The organism is Streptomyces sp. NPDC046870, assembly GCF_040704595.1.
Taxonomy (GTDB): Bacteria; Actinomycetota; Actinomycetes; order Streptomycetales; family Streptomycetaceae; genus Streptomyces; species Streptomyces argyrophylli.
This window is the reverse complement of record NZ_JBEYXM010000011.1, coordinates 158551-178550: the sequence shown is the minus strand read 5'-3', so window position 1 is coordinate 178550 and position 20000 is coordinate 158551. Positions and strand designations below refer to the sequence as shown.

The 20000-nt window shown below is 75.0% G+C and carries 16 protein-coding genes and 1 riboswitch; of the genes, 15 read left to right on the top strand and 1 reads right to left on the bottom strand.

What is annotated here, in order from left to right; all coding sequences use genetic code 11:
* The first annotated feature begins 123 nt into the window (after positions 1-123).
* The 9 genes from AB0946_RS24125 to cobI all read left to right on the top strand — a co-directional run bounded on the left by AB0946_RS24125 (position 124) and on the right by cobI (position 12822).
* The gene (locus tag AB0946_RS24125) at positions 124-1371 is read left to right on the top strand and encodes an inorganic phosphate transporter (RefSeq protein WP_366762712.1); all 1248 of its coding nucleotides are present in this window, start codon (positions 124-126) and stop codon (positions 1369-1371) included.
* Positions 1372-1405: 34 nt separating this feature from the next.
* Positions 1406-1633 (top strand): hypothetical protein, encoded by a 228-nt coding sequence (locus AB0946_RS24120; protein WP_366762711.1) that lies wholly within the window; start codon positions 1406-1408, stop codon positions 1631-1633.
* A 155-nt stretch (positions 1634-1788) separates the two neighbouring features.
* A riboswitch (cobalamin riboswitch) is annotated at positions 1789-1931 on the top strand.
* Positions 1932-2031: 100 nt separating this feature from the next.
* Positions 2032-2976, top strand: coding sequence for a cobalamin biosynthesis protein (locus AB0946_RS24115; protein ID WP_366762710.1), 945 nt, complete (start codon positions 2032-2034; stop codon positions 2974-2976).
* Positions 2973-4481 carry a cobyric acid synthase gene (locus AB0946_RS24110; RefSeq protein ID WP_366762709.1) on the top strand — a complete coding sequence of 503 codons (1509 nt, stop codon included), beginning with the start codon at positions 2973-2975 and terminating at the stop codon, positions 4479-4481. The genes AB0946_RS24115 and AB0946_RS24110 overlap by 4 nt, the downstream gene beginning before the upstream one ends.
* Positions 4478-8128 carry a cobaltochelatase subunit CobN gene (cobN, locus tag AB0946_RS24105; protein WP_366762708.1) on the top strand — a complete coding sequence of 1217 codons (3651 nt, stop codon included), beginning with the start codon at positions 4478-4480 and terminating at the stop codon, positions 8126-8128. The genes AB0946_RS24110 and cobN overlap by 4 nt, the downstream gene beginning before the upstream one ends.
* Positions 8125-10122: a putative cobaltochelatase gene (locus tag AB0946_RS24100; protein ID WP_366762707.1), complete on the top strand. Its 1998-nt coding sequence runs from the start codon at positions 8125-8127 to the stop codon at positions 10120-10122. The genes cobN and AB0946_RS24100 overlap by 4 nt, the downstream gene beginning before the upstream one ends.
* Positions 10122-10721, top strand: a complete 600-nt coding sequence (gene cobO, locus AB0946_RS24095) for a cob(I)yrinic acid a,c-diamide adenosyltransferase (protein ID WP_366762706.1) — start codon at positions 10122-10124, stop codon at positions 10719-10721. Before AB0946_RS24100 ends, cobO begins: the two co-directional genes overlap by 1 nt.
* Positions 10721-12094 carry a cobyrinate a,c-diamide synthase gene (locus tag AB0946_RS24090; protein WP_366762705.1) on the top strand — a complete coding sequence of 458 codons (1374 nt, stop codon included), beginning with the start codon at positions 10721-10723 and terminating at the stop codon, positions 12092-12094. The genes cobO and AB0946_RS24090 overlap by 1 nt, the downstream gene beginning before the upstream one ends.
* A complete protein-coding gene (gene cobI / locus AB0946_RS24085; RefSeq protein WP_366762704.1) occupies positions 12091-12822 on the top strand; it encodes a precorrin-2 C(20)-methyltransferase in 732 nt (243 codons plus the stop codon). The genes AB0946_RS24090 and cobI overlap by 4 nt, the downstream gene beginning before the upstream one ends.
* 11 nt (positions 12823-12833) lie before the next feature.
* On the opposite strand, the gene AB0946_RS24080 is transcribed toward cobI, so the two are convergent.
* Positions 12834-13562 carry a ZIP family metal transporter gene (locus AB0946_RS24080; RefSeq protein ID WP_366762703.1) on the bottom strand — a complete coding sequence of 243 codons (729 nt, stop codon included), beginning with the start codon at positions 13560-13562 and terminating at the stop codon, positions 12834-12836.
* Positions 13563-13644: 82 nt separating this feature from the next.
* Here AB0946_RS24080 and cobM point away from each other — a divergent pair, with 82 nt between their 5' ends.
* Genes cobM through cobC form a run of 6 tightly spaced genes read left to right on the top strand, consistent with a single transcriptional unit; the run spans position 13645 to position 19968 of the window.
* A complete protein-coding gene (cobM, locus tag AB0946_RS24075) occupies positions 13645-14463 on the top strand; it encodes a precorrin-4 C(11)-methyltransferase (RefSeq protein ID WP_366762702.1) in 819 nt (272 codons plus the stop codon).
* Positions 14460-15695 carry a precorrin-6y C5,15-methyltransferase (decarboxylating) subunit CbiE gene (gene cbiE, locus AB0946_RS24070; protein WP_366762701.1) on the top strand — a complete coding sequence of 412 codons (1236 nt, stop codon included), beginning with the start codon at positions 14460-14462 and terminating at the stop codon, positions 15693-15695. The genes cobM and cbiE overlap by 4 nt, the downstream gene beginning before the upstream one ends.
* Positions 15692-17374, top strand: a complete 1683-nt coding sequence (gene cobJ, locus AB0946_RS24065; protein WP_366762700.1) for a precorrin-3B C(17)-methyltransferase — start codon at positions 15692-15694, stop codon at positions 17372-17374. Before cbiE ends, cobJ begins: the two co-directional genes overlap by 4 nt.
* Positions 17371-17961: a precorrin-8X methylmutase gene (locus tag AB0946_RS24060; protein ID WP_366762699.1), complete on the top strand. Its 591-nt coding sequence runs from the start codon at positions 17371-17373 to the stop codon at positions 17959-17961. The genes cobJ and AB0946_RS24060 overlap by 4 nt, the downstream gene beginning before the upstream one ends.
* Complete coding sequence (locus AB0946_RS24055) at positions 17958-18875, top strand: sirohydrochlorin chelatase (RefSeq protein ID WP_366762698.1); 918 nt, start codon at positions 17958-17960, stop codon at positions 18873-18875. The genes AB0946_RS24060 and AB0946_RS24055 overlap by 4 nt, the downstream gene beginning before the upstream one ends.
* Positions 18865-19968: an Rv2231c family pyridoxal phosphate-dependent protein CobC gene (gene cobC / locus AB0946_RS24050; protein ID WP_366762697.1), complete on the top strand. Its 1104-nt coding sequence runs from the start codon at positions 18865-18867 to the stop codon at positions 19966-19968. The genes AB0946_RS24055 and cobC overlap by 11 nt, the downstream gene beginning before the upstream one ends.
* Positions 19969-20000: the final 32 nt, after the last annotated feature.

Genomic DNA, 20000 nt, shown 5'->3' with positions numbered 1-20000 from the left:
CGGCGCGAAGCGGAACCTCGTACGCGCGTTACCGACACCCTCACGCCCGCCTCAGTTCATCTTCCGTTCACCCAGGTTGCCTACGTTCATCCAGCCAATGACCTCGAACGATTGCCTGGGTAAATGGAAAGCTTCTCGCTGATCCTCGCGATTGTGGTGGTAACCGCACTCGCGTTCGATTTCACGAACGGTTTCCACGACACCGCGAACGCGATGGCCACCACCATCTCCACAGGCGCCCTGAAGCCGAAGATCGCGGTCGCCATGTCCGCCGTCCTCAACCTCGTGGGCGCCTTCCTCTCCGTGGAGGTCGCGAACACGATCTCCAAGGGTCTCGTCGACGAGACCGGCATCCGTCCCGAGGTCATCTTCGCCGCCCTGGTCGGCGCGATCCTCTGGAACCTGCTGACCTGGCTGGTGGGCCTGCCCTCCAGTTCCTCGCACGCCCTGATGGGCGGCCTGGTCGGCGCCACCGTCGCCTCGGCCGGCTTCGGCGCCGTCCACGGTGACGTACTGGTCACGAAGGTGCTGCTCCCGGCCGTCGCCGCGCCGATCGTCGCGGGCCTCGCCTCGCTGCTGGCCACCCGGTTCTCCTACGGCGTCGGCGGCACCGCCGACGGCGAGGCCACCCGCAAGGGCTACCGCGCCGGCCAGATCGCCTCCGCCGGCCTGGTCTCCCTCGCGCACGGCACCAACGACGCCCAGAAGACGATGGGCATCATCACCCTCGCCCTCGTCGCGGGCGGCTCCATCTCCCCCGGCTCCAACCCTCCCACCTGGGTGATCCTCTCCGCGGGCATGGCCATCGCGCTCGGCACCTACATCGGCGGCTGGCGCATCATCCGCACCATGGGCAAGGGCCTGACCGACCTGGAGCCGCGCCAGGGCTTCGCCGCCCAGACCAGCGCCGCCACCGCCATCCTGGCCTCCTCCCACCTCGGCTTCTCCCTCTCCACCACGCACGTCGTCTCCGGCTCGGTGATGGGCGCGGGTCTCGGCCGCAAGGGCGGTGTGGTCCGCTGGTCCACCGCGACCCGCATGTTCGTCGCCTGGGCGCTGACCCTGCCCGCCGCCGCGCTGGTCGGCGCGGGCGCCGAGTCCGTGACCGACCTGGGCGACTGGGGCACCGCCGTCGTCGCCGTCTTCCTGGTCGCCGCGAGCGCCGCGATCTGGAGGATCTCCCGCCGCGAGGTCGTCGACCACACCAACGTGGTCGAGGAGACCGAACCGGCCGGTGTGGTCACCACCGCCATCGCCGCGGTGACCCCGCCCCCGGTGGGCATGGTCGCCGAGGACCTGACGGCCACCATCCCCGCCCCGGCCACCGAGCCCGCCCCCGCCCCGGCCGCCCCGCCGGCCGCCGCGGTCTGACCCCGCGCACACGGTTACTGAAGGAAGCATCCCCATGAAGATCGACTGGGCGGCCCTCGGCTCCGTCTTCGGCGTCAGCCTCGCGTCCACGGTGGGCCTGGTGGTCCTGTTCACCCTCGGCATCAACGGCCTGTCGCGCCGTGAGAAGGCCGCGGCCCGGGGCGGGTCCGCCGCCCTCGCCGTCACCGGCGCCTACGTGTGCTTCGCGGCCTGCGCGGCGGCGGTGGCGTACGGGATCTACCTGATCGTCGTCAAGCCCTGACGGTCCGGAACCTGACGGCCCCGCCGGGCCACCGCCTCAGCGGGGCCGGCGGGGCCTTCGCATGTCGTCGCACCGGCCTCCCGGCCGCCGTCCGGCGGACCGGCGGTGTGGGCCTCAGCACAGTCCGGCGTCCCAGGTCAAAGGCAAGTTGACGGCCGTTCCGGGCGCGTGGTGGACTGCCCAGGCCATGTACGGCGGCAAGAGAGGAAGCCGGTGCGAATCCGGCGCGGTCCCGCCACTGTCACCGGGGAAGAACCCCCGGGAGCCAGGAACTCTCACCGCCGATTCACGTCGAACCAGGGCGCGGACACCCTGAGTGAGGACACATATCGCCATGCTCGGCTGCCGATCGAGGACCCGTACCAGGACCGTTCCTGTTCCCACCGCCGGCTGAGCCGATGGGTGCCGATCGCACATACGCGTACGGTGCCGCCGCCGGCGTCCTCGGTGACCTGCTCCTCGGCGACCCGCGCCGCGGGCACCCGGTCGCCGTGTTCGGGCGGGCGGCCGGGGCCGTGGAACGCGCCCTGTGGCACGACCACCGTGGCTGGGGCGCCCTGCACACCGCCGTGTGCGCCGGCGGCGCCGTCGCCCTCGGCGCGCTGGCCGCACGCGCCGCACGCCACCGCCCTGCCGCTTCCGCCGCGCTGACCGCCGCCGCCACCTGGGCCGTCGTCGGCGGCACCTCGCTCGCCCGGGAGGCCCGCACCATCGGGCGCGCCCTGGAGGCCGGGGACGTCGAGGCGGCCCGGGCCCGGCTGCCGCACCTGTGCGGCCGGGACCCGCAGGCCCTGGACGCCGACGGCATCGCGCGGGCCGTGGTCGAGTCGGTCGCCGAGAACACCTCCGACGCCGTGGTCGGCGCGCTCGTCTGGGGCGCCGTGGCCGGCGTCCCGGGCCTGCTCGGCTTCCGGGCGGTCAACACCCTGGACGCGATGGTGGGTCACAGGTCGCCCCGCCACCGGCGCTACGGCTGGGCCTCCGCCCGCCTCGACGACGTCGCCGGCTGGCCGGGGGCCCGGCTGACCGCCGTGCTCGCCGCCGCGGCCGGACCCGATCCACGCGGCGCCCTGCGCGCCTGGAGGGCCGACGCGCACAGGCACCCGAGCCCCAACGCCGGGCCCGTGGAGGCCTCCTTCGCGGGCGCCCTCGGCGTCCGCCTGGGCGGCACGCTCTCCTACGGCGGCCGGGTCGAACACCGCCCGGTGCTGAACGGCGCCACCGGACGGCCGGTCCGCGTCACCGACATCGACCGGGCCGTGCGGCTCTCCCGCCGCGTGGGCCTGCTCGCGCTCGGCACCACGCTGGCCGCGCGCGCCCTGCTGAAGGGACGTGGCAAGTGAACGGTGGTCTCCTCGTCGCCGGCACCACCTCCGACGCGGGCAAGAGCGTCGTGACGGCGGGCATCTGCCGCTGGCTGGTGCGCCAGGGCGTGAAGGTCGCGCCGTTCAAGGCGCAGAACATGTCCCTGAACTCGTTCGTCACGCGCGAGGGCGCGGAGATCGGCCGGGCGCAGGCCATGCAGGCCCAGGCCTGCCGGATCGAGCCGACCGCGCTGATGAACCCGGTGCTGCTCAAGCCCGGCGGCGAGCAGAGCAGCCAGGTGGTGCTGCTGGGCAGGCCGGTGGGCGAGCTGAGCGCGCGCGGGTACCACGGCGGGCGCCAGCAGCGGCTGCTGGGCACGGTGCTGGACTGCCTGGCCGAACTGCGGGGCACGTATGACGCGGTGATCTGTGAGGGGGCGGGAAGTCCTGCCGAGATCAACCTGCGGCGGACCGACATCGTCAACATGGGGATCGCGCGGAACGCGCGGCTGCCCGTGCTCGTCGTCGGCGACATCGACCGCGGGGGCGTGTTCGCCTCCTTCTTCGGCACCGTCGCCCTGCTCTCCCCCGAGGACCAGGAGCTGGTCGCCGGGTTCCTGGTGAACAAGTTCCGGGGCGATGTCGGCCTGCTGGAGCCCGGGCTGGACATGCTGCGGGACCTCACCGGGCGGCGGACGTACGGCGTGCTGCCGTTCCGGCACGGGCTCGGCATCGACGAGGAGGACGGGCTGAGGGTGTCCCTGCGGGGCACGGTCCGGGAGTCCGCCGTGGCTCCCCCGGTCGGCGAGGACGTGCTGCGGGTCGCCGTGTGCGCGGTCCCGCTGATGTCCAACTTCACCGACGTCGACGCGCTGGCCGCCGAACCGGGTGTGGTCGTACGGTTCGTGGACCGCCCGGAGGAGCTGGCCGACGCCGATCTCGTCGTCGTCCCGGGCACGCGCGGGACCGTGCGGGCGCTGGAGTGGCTGCGCGAGCGGAGGCTGGCGGACGCGCTCGTCCGCCGGGCCGCCGAGGGGCGCCCGGTCCTCGGCGTCTGCGGCGGCTTCCAGATCCTCGGCGCGCGCATCGAGGACGACGTGGAGAGCCGGCGCGGTCGGGTCGACGGGCTCGGCGTCCTGCCCGTCCGGGTGCGGTTCGCCCGCGAGAAGACCCTCACCCGGCCCAGCGGCGTAGCCCTCGGCGAGCGGGTCGACGGGTACGAGATCCACCACGGGGTGGCCACCGTCGAGGGCGGCGAACCCTTCCTGGACGGCTGCCGGGTCGGCCAGACCTGGGGCACCCACTGGCACGGCTCGCTGGAGTCGGACGGCTTCCGGCGGGCCTTCCTGCGCGAGGTGGCCGCCGCCGCGGGCCGCCGCTTCGTGCCCGCGCCGGACACCTCCTTCGCCGCGCTGCGCGAGGAGCAGCTCGACCGGCTCGGCGACCTGATCGAACAGCACGCGGACACGGACGCGCTGTGGCGGCTCATCGAGTCCGGCGCGCCGCAAGGACTGCCTTTCATTCCACCGGGAGCGCCCGCATGAGCACAGTGTTGTTGTTGTCGACCGCCGACACGGACCTGCTGGCCGCCCGGGCGTCCGGCGCCGGCTACCGCATCGGCAACCCGACCCGCGTCGACGTCGCCGGGGAGCTGCCCGGTCTGATCGAGGGCGCGGACCTCGCCGTCGTCCGGCTGCTGGGCGGCAAACGGGCGTGGGAGGACGGGCTGGCCGCGCTGAAGGCGTCCGGCGTCCCGACCGTGCTGCTGGGCGGCGAGGCCGTGCCGGACGCCGAGCTGATGGCGGAGTCGTCGGTGCCGGCCGGTGTGGTCGCGGAGGCGCTGAGGTACCTGGTCGAGGGCGGCCCGGAGAACCTGCTGGAGCTGTCCCGGTTCCTGTCGGACACCGTGCTGCTGACCGGCGAGGGCTTCGAGGAGCCGCGCCGGATGCCGGAGTTCGGCGTGCACGGCGCGTACGAGCTCCGGGACGGCCGGCCGACCGTGGGCGTGCTCTTCTACCGGGCGCACGAACTGAGCGGCAACACCGCCTTCGTGGACACCCTGTGCGAGGCGATCGAGGCGCGCGGCGCCAACGCCCTCCCGGTGTACTGCGGTTCGCTGCGCGGCGCGGATGCGGCCCTGTACGAGCTGCTGGGGCGGGCCGACGCACTGGTCGCCACGGTGCTCGCGGCCGGCGGCACGCACGCCTCCGACGCGTCGGCGGGCGGTGACGAGGAGTCCTGGGACATCGGCGCGCTCGCCGACCTGAACGTGCCGGTGCTCCAGGGGCTGTGCCTCACCTCCTCGCGGACCGCGTGGGAGGAGTCCGACGCGGCCCTGTCCCCGATGGACGCGGCGATGCAGGTCGCGATCCCGGAGTTCGACGGCCGGCTGGTCACCGTGCCGTTCTCGTTCAAGGAGCAGGGCCCCGACGAGGTCCCGGTGTACGTCGCCGACCCCGAGCGGGCCTCCCGCGTGGCCGGCATCGCCCTCAGGCACGCCCGGCTGAAGCACAAGCCGAACGCGGAGAAGAGGATCGCGCTGGTCTTCACGGCGTACCCGACCAAGCACTCCCGGGTCGGCAACGCGGTCGGACTGGACACGCCGGCGTCGGCGGTCCGGGTGCTGGACGCGCTGCGGGACGCCGGGTACGGGGTCACGGAGTACCCCTCCGGCGGCGACGAGCTGATCCACCGGCTCATCGAGGCCGGCGGGCACGACGTGGAGTGGCTGACCGAGGAGCAGCTGGCCGCCGCGCCCGCGCGGGTGCCGCTGGCCGACTACCGGGCGTGGTTCGAGACGCTGGACCCCAGGCTGCGGGACGCGATGACCGAGGCCTGGGGCGAGCCGCCGGGCGGCCTCTACGTCGACGGCGACGACATCGTGCTCGCCTCCCTCCGGTTCGGCAACGTCGTCGTCATGATCCAGCCGCCGCGCGGCTTCGGCGAGAATCCGATCGCGATCTACCACGACCCCGACATGCCGCCGTCGCACCACTACATGGCGGCGTACCGGTGGCTCGAGAACTCGTTCGGCGCGGACGCGATCGTGCACATGGGCAAGCACGGCACGATGGAGTGGCTGCCGGGCAAGGGCCTGGGGCTGAGCGCCGGCTGCGCCCCGGACGCCGTCCTCGGCGACCTGCCGCTGATCTACCCGTTCATCGTGAACGACCCCGGCGAGGGCACTCAGGCCAAGCGGCGCGGGCACGCCACGGTGGTCGACCACCTGGTGCCGCCGATGGCCCGCGCGGACACCTACGGCGACCTGGCCAAGCTGGAGCAGCTGCTGGACGAGTACGCGCTCGTCTCCGACCTGGACCCGGCGAAGGCGCCGGCCGTCCGCGCGCAGATCTGGACCCTGGTCAAGGCGGCGGAGCTGCACCACGACCTGCACGTCGACGAGCAGCCCGACGACGAGGCGTTCGACGAGTTCGTCATGCACATCGACGGCTACCTGTGCGAGATCAAGGACGTCCAGATCCGCGACGGCCTGCACATCCTCGGTGGCGGCCCGGTCGGCGAACCTCGGGTGAACCTCGTGCTCGCCGTGCTGCGCGCCTCCCAGGTGTGGGGCGGCAGGGCGAACGCGCTGCCCGGTCTGCGGGCCGCGCTGGCGGCGCACTTCGGGCTGGCGGAGAAGGAGCTGCTGGCCGAGCCGGGCGCCCCGGCGAAGGTGCCGGTGGAGCTGACGGACCTGGTGGAGGGCCCCTCCCGGACCGCCGCCGACGCCATCGACCTGCTGGAGCAGCTGTGCCGGCGGATCGCGGAGGGCATGGAGGCGCGGGCGTGGGACCGTACGGTCGTCCCCGCCGTCCTGCGGGGCGTGCTCGGCGCCGAAGTCCCCGACGCGGTCGCCGTGCTGGAGTTCGCGTGCGACGAGGTCGTCCCCCGGCTGGCGCGGACCACCGACGAGATCGGGCACATCCTGCGGGCCCTGGACGGCGGTTACGTCCCGGCCGGCCCGTCGGGCTCCCCGACCCGCGGCCTGGTCAACGTCCTGCCGACGGGCCGCAACTTCTACTCGGTCGACCCCAAGGCGATCCCGTCCCGGCTGAGCTGGGAGGTCGGCCAGTCCCTGGCGGACTCGCTGGTGCAGCGGTACCTGAGCGACACCGGGGAGTACCCCCGGTCGGTGGGCCTCACGGTGTGGGGCACGTCCGCGATGCGCACCCAGGGCGACGACATCGCCGAGATCCTGGCGCTGCTGGGCTGCCGACCGGTGTGGGACGACGCCTCGCGCCGGGTGACCGGCTTCGAGGTGGTGCCGCTCGCCGAGCTGGGGCGTCCGCGCATCGACGTCACGGTCCGCATCTCCGGGTTCTTCCGGGACGCGTTCCCGCACGTGGTCGGGCTGATCGACGACGCCGTGCGGGCGGTGGCGGAGCTGGCGGAGCCGGCCGAGTCCAACTACGTGCGGGCGCACGTGGAGGAGGACACCGCCGGGCACGGCGACCGGCGCCGGGCCACGGCCCGGATCTTCGGCTCGAAGCCAGGGGCGTACGGCGCCGGTCTGCTGCCGCTGATCGACGCCCGGAACTGGCGCAGCGACGCCGACCTGGCCGAGGTGTACGCCGTCTGGGGCGGCTACGCCTACGGGCGCGGGCTCGACGGGCGGGCGGCGCGCGGGGACATGGAGACGGCGTTCCGGCGGATCGCGGTCGCGGCGAAGAACGTCGACACGCGTGAGCACGACCTGGTCGACGCCGACGACTACTTCCAGTACCACGGCGGCATGGTCGCCATGGTCCGGCACCTGACGGGCGCCAACCCCGAGGCGTACGTGGGCGATTCGGCCGTACCGGACCAGGTGAGGACGCGGACGCTGGGCGAGGAGACGCACCGGGTGTTCCGGGCGCGGGTGGTCAACCCGCGCTGGATGGCGGCCATGCGCCGGCACGGCTACAAGGGCGCCTTCGAGATGGCGGCGACCGTGGACTACCTCTTCGGCTACGACGCGACGGCGGGCGTGGTCGACGACTGGATGTACGAGAAGCTCAGCGCCGAGTACGTCTTCGACCCGGAGAACCGGGACTTCATGAAGAAGTCCAACCCGTGGGCGCTGCGCGGGATCACCGAGCGGCTGCTGGAGGCGGCGGACCGCGGCCTGTGGGCGGAGCCGGACGCGGACACGCTGGAGCGGCTGCGCGCCACCTATCTGGAGCTGGAAGGCGACTTGGAGGGCGACCAGTGACCACCCCGTTCCCCTTTACGGCCGTCGTCGGCCAGGACGACCTGCGGCTCGCGCTGCTGCTGAACGCCGTGTCGCCGGCGGTCGGCGGTGTGCTGGTGCGCGGCGAGAAGGGCACCGCGAAGTCCACGGCGGTACGGGCGCTGTCGGCGCTGCTGCCGCAGGTGGCCGTCGTCCCCGGATGCCGGTTCTCGTGCGATCCGGCCTCCCCCGACCCCGGCTGCCCGGACGGACCGCACGAGTCGGGCGAGGGCGCCGAGCGTCCCGCGCGAATGGTCGAGCTGCCCGTCGGCGCCTCCGAGGACCGGCTCGTCGGCGCCCTCGACATCGAGCGGGCGCTGGCCGAGGGCGTGAAGGCCTTCGAGCCGGGCCTGCTGGCCGAGGCGCACCGGGGCATCCTCTACGTCGACGAGGTGAACCTGCTCCACGACCACCTGGTCGACCTGCTGCTGGACGCGGCGGCGATGGGTGCCTCGTACGTGGAGCGCGAGGGTGTGTCCGTGCGGCACGCGGCCCGGTTCCTGCTCGTCGGCACCATGAACCCCGAAGAGGGCGAGCTGCGTCCGCAGTTGCTGGACCGGTTCGGGCTGACCGTGGAGGTGGCCGCCTCACGGGAGCCGGAGCAGCGGGTGGAGGTCGTCCGGCGCCGGCTGGCGTACGACGACGATCCGGCCGCCTTCGCCGCGCGCTGGGCCGGCGAGGAGGCCGCCGTACGGCAGCGGATCGTGGCGGCGCGGGAACTGCTGCCCCAGGTGCGGCTGGGCGACGGGGCACTGCGGCAGATCGCGGCGACCTGCGCGGCCTTCGAGGTGGACGGCATGCGCGCCGACATCGTGATGGCCCGTACGGCGACCGCGCTGGCCGCGTGGGCCGGGCGGACCGATGTGCTCGCGGAGGACGTGCGGCAGGCCGCGCTGCTGGCGCTCCCGCACCGCAGGCGGCGGAACCCGTTCGACGCGCCGGGTCTGGACGAGGAGAAGCTGGACGAGACGCTGGAGCAGTTCTCCGGCGAGTCCCCCGACGACGATCCGGGCCCCGACGGCCCCGGTGGGGGCGGCGGGCAGCCGGCGCCCGACAGCGGTCCGCAGGGCGACGGCACCGGCGACGCGCGGCCCGAGGCCGGTGAGGGCGGGCAGCCGCAGGCGTCCGGCGGGCGGGAGCAGTCGGCCGTACGGGCCGCGGAACCCTTCCGGGCCAAGGCGCTGACCGTCCCCGGCGTCGGCGAGGGTGCCGCCGGGCGGCGGTCGCGGGCGCGGACCGAGCACGGGCGGACCACCGGGGCCCGGCGGCCCCGGGGGGCACTGACCAAGCTGCACCTGGCGGCGACCGTGCAGGCCGCCGCGCCGCACCAGCGGGCGCGGGGCAGGTCCGGGCCGGGGCTGGTCGTACGGCGGGACGATCTGCGGCAGGCGGTCCGTGAGGGGCGCGAGGGCAATCTCGTGCTGTTCGTCGTGGACGCCTCGGGGTCGATGGCGGCGCGGCAGCGGATGAGCGCCGTGAAGGGTGCCGTGCTGTCGCTGCTGCTCGACGCCTACCAGCGGCGGGACAAGGTGGGCCTGGTGACGTTCCGGGGCTCGGGCGCCGAGGTCGCGCTGCCGCCGACGTCGTCCGTCGACGCCGCCGCCGCACGGCTGGAGTCGCTGCCGACCGGGGGGCGTACGCCGCTCGCCGCGGGGCTGCTCAAGGCGCACGAGGTGTTGCGGGTGGAACGGCTGCGGGACCCCGCGCGCCGGGCGCTGGTGGTCGTGGTGACCGACGGGCGGGCCACCGGCGGCCCCGAGCCGGTCGCCCTCGCGGGGCGGGCGGCCCGGCTGTTCGCGGCCGAGCAGCTCGCCTCCGTGGTCGTGGACTGCGAGTCGGGGCCGGTGCGGCTCGGGCTCGCCGGGCAGCTGGCCGGTGAGCTGGGCGGTACGGCCGTCACGCTGGACGAGCTGCGGGCCGACTCGATCGCCGGGCTGGTCAGGGATGTGCAGGGGACGTCGAGGAGGGCCGCGTAATGCCGCAGGGACAGCCGAGTGTCGTACCGGACGACGGGCTGACGACTCGTCAGCGACGGAACCGTCCGCTGGTCGTCGTGCACACGGGCGTCGGCAAGGGCAAGTCCACCGCCGCGTTCGGGCTCGCGCTGCGCGCCTGGAACCAGGGGTGGCCCATCGGGGTCTTCCAGTTCGTCAAGTCGGCGAAGTGGAAGGTCGGCGAGGAGAACGCGCTCAGGGTGCTCGGCGCCTCCGGCGAGGGCGGGAGCGTCGACTGGCACAAGATGGGCGAGGGCTGGTCGTGGGTCCAGCGCGACGCGCAGATGGACAACGAGGAGAAGGCCCGCGAGGGCTGGGAGCAGGTCAAGCGGGACCTGGCCGCCGAGACGTACCGGCTGTACGTGCTCGACGAGTTCGCGTACCCGATGCACTGGGGCTGGGTCGACACCGACGAGGTCGTCGAGGTGCTGCGCGGCCGTCCCGGCACCCAGCACGTGGTGATCACCGGGCGCAACGCGCCGGAGAAGCTGGTGGACTTCGCCGACCTGGTCACCGACATGTCCAAGGTCAAGCACCCCATGGACGCGGGCCAGAAGGGCCAGAAGGGCATCGAGTGGTGATGTCCGTCCCCCGGCTGGTCATCGCCGCGCCCTCCTCGGGCAGCGGCAAGACCACCGTCGCCACGGGGCTGATGGCCGCGTTCGCCGCGCGGGGGCTCACCGTGTCCCCGCACAAGGTCGGACCGGACTACATCGACCCCGGGTACCACGCCCTCGCGACCGGACGGGCGGGGCGCAACCTCGACGCGTACCTGTGCGGGCCGGAGCTGATCGCTCCGCTGTTCCTGCACGGGGCGCGGGGGTGCGACCTCGCGGTGGTCGAGGGCGTGATGGGGCTGTACGACGGGGCCGCCGGCGAGGGTGAGCTGGCGTCCACCGCGCAGGTCGCCAAGCTGCTGCGGGCGCCGGTGGTGCTCGTCGTGGACGCGTCCTCGCAGTCGCGGTCGGTGGCGGCGCTGGTGCACGGGTTCGCCTCCTGGGACCCCGGGGTGCGGGTCGGGGGCGTGATCCTGAACAAGGTCGCCTCCGACCGGCACGAGGAGTTGCTGCGGGAGGCGCTGGACGCGGCCGGGGTGCCGGTGCTGGGCGCCTTGCGGCGGGTCGCGCGGGTGGACGTGCCCTCCCGGCACCTCGGGCTGGTGCCGGTCGCCGAGCGGCGGGCTGCGGCGGTGGACGCCGTCCAGGCCATGGCCGCGCAGGTGGCTCGGGGATGTGACCTGGCCGCGTTGGAGGCACTCGCCCGCGGCGCCGGTGCCCTCCCGGGGGGCTCCGCCCCCTGGACCCCCGAGCCGCCCGCCCACGGCGACCCGTCCCGGTCGGCCGGCGGGCGCGGGCCCGTGGTCGCCGTCGCCGGCGGGCCCGCCTTCACCTTCTCCTACGCCGAGCACACCGAGCTGCTCGCCGCCGCCGGTGCCGAGGTCGTCACCTTCGACCCGTTGCGGGACGAGCGGCTGCCCGAGGCAACCGCCGGGTTGGTGATCGGAGGCGGCTTCCCCGAGGTGTACGCCGCCGAGCTGTCCGCCAACGAGCCCCTGCGCAAGGCCGTCGCGGACCTCGCGTGCTCCGGCGCCCCCGTGGCCGCCGAATGCGCCGGGCTCCTCTATCTGTGCCGCGAGCTGGACGGACGGCCCCTGTGCGGGGTGCTCGACGCCACCGCGCGGATGACCGACCGGCTGACCCTCGGCTACCGGGACGCCGTGGCCGTCGGCGACAGTGCGCTGGCGGCGGCCGGGACGCGGATGCGGGGCCACGAGTTCCACCGCACCGCCGTCGAGCCGGGCGCCGGTGCCGCTCCCGCCTGGGGCGTACGGGCCCCGGTCCGGCGGGTCGAAGGTTTCGTACAGCAGGGCGTGCACGCGAGTTACCTGCACACGCACTGGGCGTCCGAGCCCGGTGTCGCCCGTCGGTTCGTGGAGAGGTGCCGGACGTCATGAGCAGCAGGCTGGTCGGGGTCGGGGTCGGTCCCGGTGATCCGGAGCTGGTGACCGTGAAGGGGGTCAACGCGCTGCGGGCCGCCGCTGTCGTCGTCGTACCGGTCCTGGACACCGGGGAGCGGGGACGGGCCGAGGCGACGGTGCTGCACTACGTGCCCGCGGAGAAGGTCGTCCGGGTGGTGTTCGCGCTGAACGAGCGGACCGACCGGGCGCGGCGGGAGGCGGCCTGGGACGCGGCCGGTGCCCGGGTCGCCGAGCTGCTCGCCCGGCACGGGTCCGTCGCGTTCGCCACCATCGGCGACCCGAACGTGTACTCGACGTTCACGTATCTCGCGCAGACCATCACCGGGCTGGTGCCGGGTGTCACCGTGGAGACGGTGCCCGGGATCACCGCCATGCAGGATCTCGCGGCGCGCTCGGGGGCCGTGCTGACCGAGGGCACCGAGCCGCTGACCCTCGTGCCGGTGACGGCCGGGTCGGCGGTGCTGAAGGAGGCGCTGGCCGGGCCGGGGACGGTCGTGGCGTACAAGTTCGGGCGGCAGGCCGCCGAGGTCGCCGAGGCGCTGCGGGAGACCGGGCGGCTCGGGGACGCCGTGTGGGGCTCGGCGCTGGGGCTGCCGGAGGAGTCGGTGCGGCCGGCCGCCGAGCTGGACGGGGCGCCGCTGCCGTACCTGTCGACGCTGATCGCGCCGCCGCGCCGGGACGGCGGCCGGGGCGGAAAGCTGTGACACGGCCCGGGTCACCCCGTGACGCCCACCACCAGCCAGATGAAGGCCGCGCCCGCGACCGTGCACAGCAGGGTGGAGCGGGCGGGGTGCTCGTGGTGGGCCTCGGGGAGGATCTCCGCCGCGGCGAGGTACAGCAGCGCGCCGCCGAACAGGCCGAGATAGCCGCCGAGGACGCCCGCCGGGACGGTGAGGAACGTGGACGCGGCGGCTCCGGCGACGGGCGCCACCGCGTCCGCGAAGAGCATGGCCAGGGCCTTGCGGCGGGCGTTGCCGTACAGGCTGGTGAGCGTGAAGGTGTTGAAGCCGTCCGCGAAGTCGTGCGCGATGACGGCGAGCGCGACCGCGGTGGCCATCCCGCCGCCCACCTGGAACGACGCGCCGATCGCCACGCCGTCCATCAGGCTGTGGCCCACCATCGCCGCGGCCGCCGTCAGGCCCACCTCGGGGGCCCTGTGGTGGTGTTCGTCCGCCCCGTGCGAGGCGCGGCGGGCCGCCAGCAGGCGTTCCACCAGATGGGCGAGGAGGAAGCCGGCCAGGAACAGCAGGAGCGCGGCCGGGACGCCGTGGACCTCGGTGCCCGCCGCCCGCAGCGCCTCCGGCAGCAGGTCCAGGCAGACCACGCCCAGCATCAGCCCGCCGGCCAGGCCCAGCACCAGATGGCGGCGGTCGGTCACGCGCTGTGCCGTCCAGCCGCCGGCCAGCGTCATCAGGAACGCGCCGAGCGCGACGAAGACCGCCATAGGCCCTTGCTATCGGATCGACCCGCGTTCGCGCACGTCCGACAGCCACAACCGCAGTACTCGTAGGAGAGGACCGATTTCCATGGCCGATGCCCCCACCGGCAAGGTGACCTTCGTCGGTGCCGGCCCCGGCGCCGCCGACCTGCTGACGTTCCGTGCCGCGCGCGCCATCGCCGAGGCCGACGTCGTGATCTGGGCGGCGAGCCTGGTCCAGGCGGAGGTCCTCGAACACGCCCGCGAGGACGCCGAGATCCTGGACTCGGCGACCATGTCGCTGGAGGACGTCGTCGCGGTGTACCGACGCGCGTTCGAGGAGGGACTCCGGGTGGCCCGTATCCACTCCGGCGACCCGTCCCTGTGGGGCGGCACGCAGGAGCAGCTGGACCGCTGCCAGGAGATCGGCATCGCGACCGAGGTCGTGCCGGGCGTCTCCTCCTTCTCCGCCGTGGCCGCGCTGGCCCGGCGCGAGCTGACCATTCCCGAGGTCGCGCAGTCGGTGGTGCTGACCCGACTGGGCGGGGGCAAGACGCCGATGCCGCCCGGCGAGGAGGTCCGCGAGTTCGCCCGCCACGGCACCACCATGGCGATCTTCCTGTCGGCGGCGCGCAGCGGGCAGCTGGTGCGGGAGCTGCTGGAGGGCGGCTATCCGACGAGCACCCCGGTGGTGATCGCGTACCAGGCGACCTGGCCGGAGGAGCTGGTCGTGAAGTGCACGATCGGCACGCTGGAGGAGACCGTCAAGGAGCACCGGCTCTGGAAGCACACGCTGTTCCTGGTCGGCCCGGCGCTGGACGCGCACGGGACGCGTTCGCACCTGTACCACCCGGGTCACTTCCACGGCTACCGCAAGGCCGACCCCGAGGCGCGGCGGGCGCTGCGCGAGCAGCGGGCGAAGAGTTGATCACCGTCGTCGGTGCGGGGACCGGGGCGCCGGTGCCCGCGGACGTCCTCGCCGGTGCCGCGCTGGTCGTCGGCGGGCGGCGGCACCTGGACGCCGTACGGCTGCCCGAGGGGGCGGAGCGGGTGGTGCTCGGTCCGCTGGCGCCGGCGCTGGAGACCATCGCCGGGTACGTCGGCAAGGAGCTGCCGGTGGTCGTGCTGGCGTCCGGGGACCCGGGGTTCTTCGGGATCGTGCGGGCGCTGGCCGAGCGGTTCGGGTCCGGTCTGCTGGACGTGCGGCCGGGGGTGTCCTCCGTGGCCGCCGCCTTCGCCCGGATCGGGCTGCCCTGGGACGACGCGGTCGTGGTCAGCGCGCACGGCCGGGACCTGCGGACGGCGGTGAACGTGTGCCGGGCGCGGCCGAAGGTGGCCGTGCTGACCGGGCCGGGCGCCGGCCCGGCCGAGCTGGGGGCCGCGCTCCCCGGTGACCGGACCCTGGTGGTGGCGAGCGCGCTCGGCGATCCGCAGCGGGAGCGCGTGGAGCGGGTGACGGCCGCCGAGGCCGCGGTGCGGGACTGGGGCACGGCGGTGAGCGTGGTGCTGTGCCTGGACGGGGCACGGGCGCTCGGCACGGTGCGGACCGTGGCCGGGGTGCCCGGCGCGCCGGACCGGTGGGCCCTGGAGGAGGGCGCGTTCACGCACCGGGACTCGATGATCACCAAGTTCGAGGTGCGGGCACTGGCCCTGGCCCGGCTGGGGCCGCGCCTGGGCGACCTGGTGTGGGACGTGGGCGCCGGGTCGGGCTCGGTCGCGGTGGAGTGCGCGCGGCTCGGTGCCGCCGTCGTCGCCGTGGAGAAGTCCCCGGACGGGGTGGCGCGCATCCGTGCCAACGCGGACGCCCACGGCGTCGGCGTGGACGTGGTGCACGGCTCGGCGCCGGACGCCCTGGCGGGGCTGGCCGGCGATCCCGACGCGGTGTTCGTCGGCGGCGGGGGCCGGGAGCTGCCCGCCGTGGTGACGGCGTGCGCGCGGCGGGCCCGGCGGACGGTCGTCGTCGCCATGGCCGCGCTGGACCGGGTGCCGGCGGCCCGGCAGGCGCTGGCGGAGGCCGGGTTCACCTGCGACGGGGTGCTGTTGCAGTCCTCGCGTCTCGCGCCGCTGCCGGGGGACGTCACCCGGCTGGCGGCCACCAATCCCGTGTTCCTGCTGTGGGGCGTGAGAACCCCGGTGTCTAGTGAAGGAGTAGTCCAGTGATCGGCCTGATTTCCGCCACCGCGGCGGGGGCGGCGGCGCGGGACCGGCTGGCCGCGGCCTGGCCGGAGCGCACGCGCGTCTACGAGGGTCCCGTCGGGGAGGCCGTACGGGCCGCGTTCGCGGAGTGCGAGCAGCTGGTGTGCTTCCTGGCGACCGGGGCGGTGGTGCGGCTGCTCGCGCCGCTGCTCGCCGGCAAGGCGGCCGACCCGGGTGTGGTGTGCGTGGACGAGGGCGGCCGGTTCGCGGTGTCGCTGCTCGGCGGGCACGGCGGCGGTGCCAACGCGCTCGCCCGCGAGGTGGGTGCGGTGCTGGGCGCCGAGCCGGTGGTGACGACCGCGACGGACGCCGCCGGGCTGCCGGGCCTGGACACGCTCGGGCTGCCGTACGAGGGGGCGGTCGCCGCGGTCTCCCGTGCGCTGCTGGACGGCGAACCGGTCGCGCTGGAGGCGGAGGTGGCGTGGCCGCTGCCGCCGCTGCCGGTCGCGCCCGAGGGCGCGTACACGATCCGGGTGACCGACCGGGCCGTCACGGCGGGCGAGCGGGAGGTGCTGCTCAGGCCGCCGTCGCTGGTGGTCGGGGTCGGCGCGTCGAAGGGCGCGCCGGCCGAGGAGGTCCTCGGTCTGGTCGAGGAGGCGCTGCGGGAGGCGGGCCTGTCGCCGCGGTCGGTCGCCGAGCTGGCCACCGTGGACGCCAAGGCCGAGGAGCCGGGCGTCGTGGCCGCCGCCGAACGGCTCGGGGTGCCCCTGGTGACGTACTCCGCCGGGGAACTGGCGGCGGTCGAGGTGCCCAATCCGTCCGAGGCGCCCCTGGCGGCCGTCGGCACCCCGTCGGTCGCGGAGGCCGCCGCCCTGGTCCGGGGCGGTGAACTCCTCGTCCCCAAGCGGAAGTCGGACGCGCGGCCCGCGATGGCGACCTGCGCGGTCGTACGGCGTCCGGGGCGTGGGCGGCTCGCGGTCGTCGGCCTCGGGCCGGGCGCCCGGGACCTGCTCACCCCGCGCGCGGCGGCCGAACTGCGCCGGGCGTCGGTGCTGGTCGGGCTCGACCAGTACGTGGACCAGATCCGCGATCTGCTGCGGCCCGGCACCCGGGTGCTGGAGTCGGGCCTCGGCGCGGAGGAGGAGCGGGCCCGGACGGCGGTCGCACAGGCCCGCGAGGGGCACGCGGTGGCGCTGATCGGCAGCGGGGACGCGGGCGTGTACGCCATGGCCTCCCCGGCGCTCGCGGAGGCCTCGGACGACATCGACGTGGTCGGGGTGCCCGGGGTGACGGCCGCGCTGGCCGCCGGGGCGGTCCTGGGCGCGCCGCTGGGCCACGACCACGTGTCCATCAGCCTGTCCGACCTGCACACACCCTGGGAGGTCATCGAGCGCCGGGTGCGCGCGGCGGCCGAGTCGGACCTCGTCGTCACCTTCTACAACCCGCGTTCGCGGGGCCGCGACTGGCAGCTTCCGAAGGCGCTGGGCATCCTCGCCGGGCACCGGGACGCCGGCACCCCGGTGGGTGTCGTCCGCAACGCCTCCCGCGCCGACGAGTCCGCCCGGATCACCACGCTCGCCGCGCTCGACCCCGCGACGGTCGACATGATGACGGTCGTGACGGTGGGCAACACCGCGACCCGGAACATCGCCGGGCGCATGGTGACGCCGCGCGGCTACCGCTGGCAGGAGGACCCGAAGTGAACCGCGTCGTCCACCCGATCGAGCAGGAGTCCTACCGGCGGCTGCGCGCCCGCCTGGACACCTCGCACTTCCCGCCGCTGACCCGGGCGGTGGTGGAGCGGGTCATCCACTCCGCCGCCGACCTGGAGTACGCGAACGACCTCGTCATGGACGAGGGCGAGCTGGTGGCCGCGCACGCGGCGCTGCACGCCGGGGCGCCGGTGGTCGTGGACGTCGAGATGGTGGCCGCCGGGATCACCCGGCGCGAGACCGTCTGCCGGCTGAGGGACGCGGTGGCCGGGCCGGGTCTGACCCGGTCCGCGCACGCGATCCGGCTCGCGTACGAGCAGGTCGGTCCCGGTGCCCTCTGGGTGATCGGCAACGCGCCGACCGCGCTGGAGGAGCTGCTGACCCTGGACGCCGCCCCGGCGCTCGTCATCGGCCTGCCCGTCGGCTTCGTCGGCGCGGTCGAGTCCAAGGCCGCGTTGCGCGAGAGCGGGCTGCCCGCCGTGAGCAACGTGTCCGAGAAGGGCGGGTCGGCGGTCGCGTCCGCCGCGCTCAACGCCCTGCTGTACCACCCCGCTTCACACTCCGAGGAGAACGCGTGACCACCCCGCCCGCCCTGCTCATCGCCGGCCACGGCACCCGTGACGACGCCGGCGCCGAGGCGTTCCGCGCCTTCGTCCGGGAGCTGGGGCGCCGCCACCCCGGGCTGCCCGTCGCCGGCGGCTTCATCGAACTGTCCCCGCCGCCGCTGGGCGAGGCCGTCACCGAGCTGGTCGGACAGGGCGTACGCCGGTTCGCCGCCGTGCCGCTGATGCTGGTCTCCGCCGGGCACGCCAAGGGTGACATCCCGGCGGCGCTGGCCCGTGAGAAGGAGCGGCACCCGGGCATCTCGTACACCTACGGCCGTCCGCTGGGCCCGCACCCGGCGCTGCTCGGCGTGCTGGAGCGGCGGCTGGACGAGGCGCTGGGCGGCACGGACCGCTCGGAGGCGACCGTGCTGCTGGTCGGGCGCGGCTCCACCGACCCCGACGCCAACGCCGAGGTGTTCAAGGCGGCGCGGCTGCTGTGGGAGGGCCGGGGGTACGCCGGGGTGGAGACGGCGTTCGTGTCGCTCGCGGCGCCGGACGTGCCGAGCGGGCTGGACCGGTGCGCGGCGCTCGGGGCGCGGCGGATCGTCGTCCTCCCCTACTTCCTGTTCACCGGCATCCTGCCGGACCGGGTGCGGCAGCAGACCGAGGAGTGGGCCGCCGCGCACCCGGGGACCGAGGTGCGCTCGGCCGACGTCATCGGGCCCGAGCCGGAGCTGCTGGACCTGGTGATGGAGCGGTACGAGGAGGCCGTCAAGGGCGATCTGCGCATGAACTGCGACTCGTGCGTGTACCGGATCGCGCTGCCCGGCTTCGAGGACAAGGTCGGGCTGCCGCAGCAGCCGCACTTCCACCCGGACGACGACGACCACCACCACGGGCACGGGCACCACCATCACGGGGGGCACTCGCACAGCCATGCGCACTGAAGCGACCGCCTGGTCCGGCGGGTCCGGGCACGACCTGCGGCACCACGGGGACGCGGAGGTGCGGGACGACGGGGCCGCGTTGGTCGACCTCGCCGTCAACGTCCGCGCGGACACGCCCCCGGCGTGGCTGCGGGAGGAGATCGCCGGCTCGCTGTCGTCCCTCGCGGCCTACCCGGACGGGCGGGCCGCGCGGGCGGCGGTGGCGGCGCGGCACGGGCTGCCGGTGGAGCGGGTGCTGCTGACGGCGGGCGCGGCGGAGGCGTTCGTGCTGCTCGCCCGTGCGCTGAAGGTCCGCCGGCCGGTCGTCGTGCACCCGCAGTTCACCGAGCCGGAGGCCGCGCTGCGGGACGCCGGGCACACCGTGGACCGGGTGCTGCTGCGGGAGGCGGACGGGTTCCGGCTGGACCCGGCGGCCGTGCCGGAGGACGCCGACCTGGTGGTGATCGGCAACCCCACGAATCCGACGTCGGTGCTGCATCCGGCGGAGACGGTCGTCCGGCTCGCCCGGCCGGGGCGGACGCTGGTGGTGGACGAGGCGTTCATGGACGCGGTGCCGGGTGAGCGGGAGGCGCTGGCCGGGCGGACGGACGTGCCGGGGCTCGTCGTGCTGCGCAGCCTCACCAAGACCTGGGGGCTGGCCGGGCTGCGCATCGGGTACGTGCTGGCCGCGCCGGAGGTGATCGCCGAGCTGGAGCGGGCCCAGCCGTTGTGGCCGGTGTCGACACCGGCGCTGGCGGCCGCGCGGGCGTGTGTGGCGCCGAGGGCGCTGGCGGAGGCGGGGCACGCGGCGCACCGCATCGCCGGGGACCGGGCGCACCTGGTGGCCGGGCTGGCCGCGTTCGCCGCTCGCGGAGTGCGGGTGGTGGAGGCGGCGGAGGGGCCGTTCGTGCTGGTCCGCATGCCGGGGGCGGCCGGGGTACGACGGCGGTTGCGGCAGCTTGGTTATGCGGTGCGCCGGGGTGACACGTTCCCGGGGCTCGGGGAGGAGTGGGTGCGGGTCGCCGTGCGGGACCGGGCGACGGTGAACGGGTTCCTGCGGGCGCTGTCGTCCGCGCTGGACGCGCCGGCCCGCCCACCGGTGCCGCCCGGCTGAGAGACCGGGCCACCGACCGGCGCGGGCGAGGC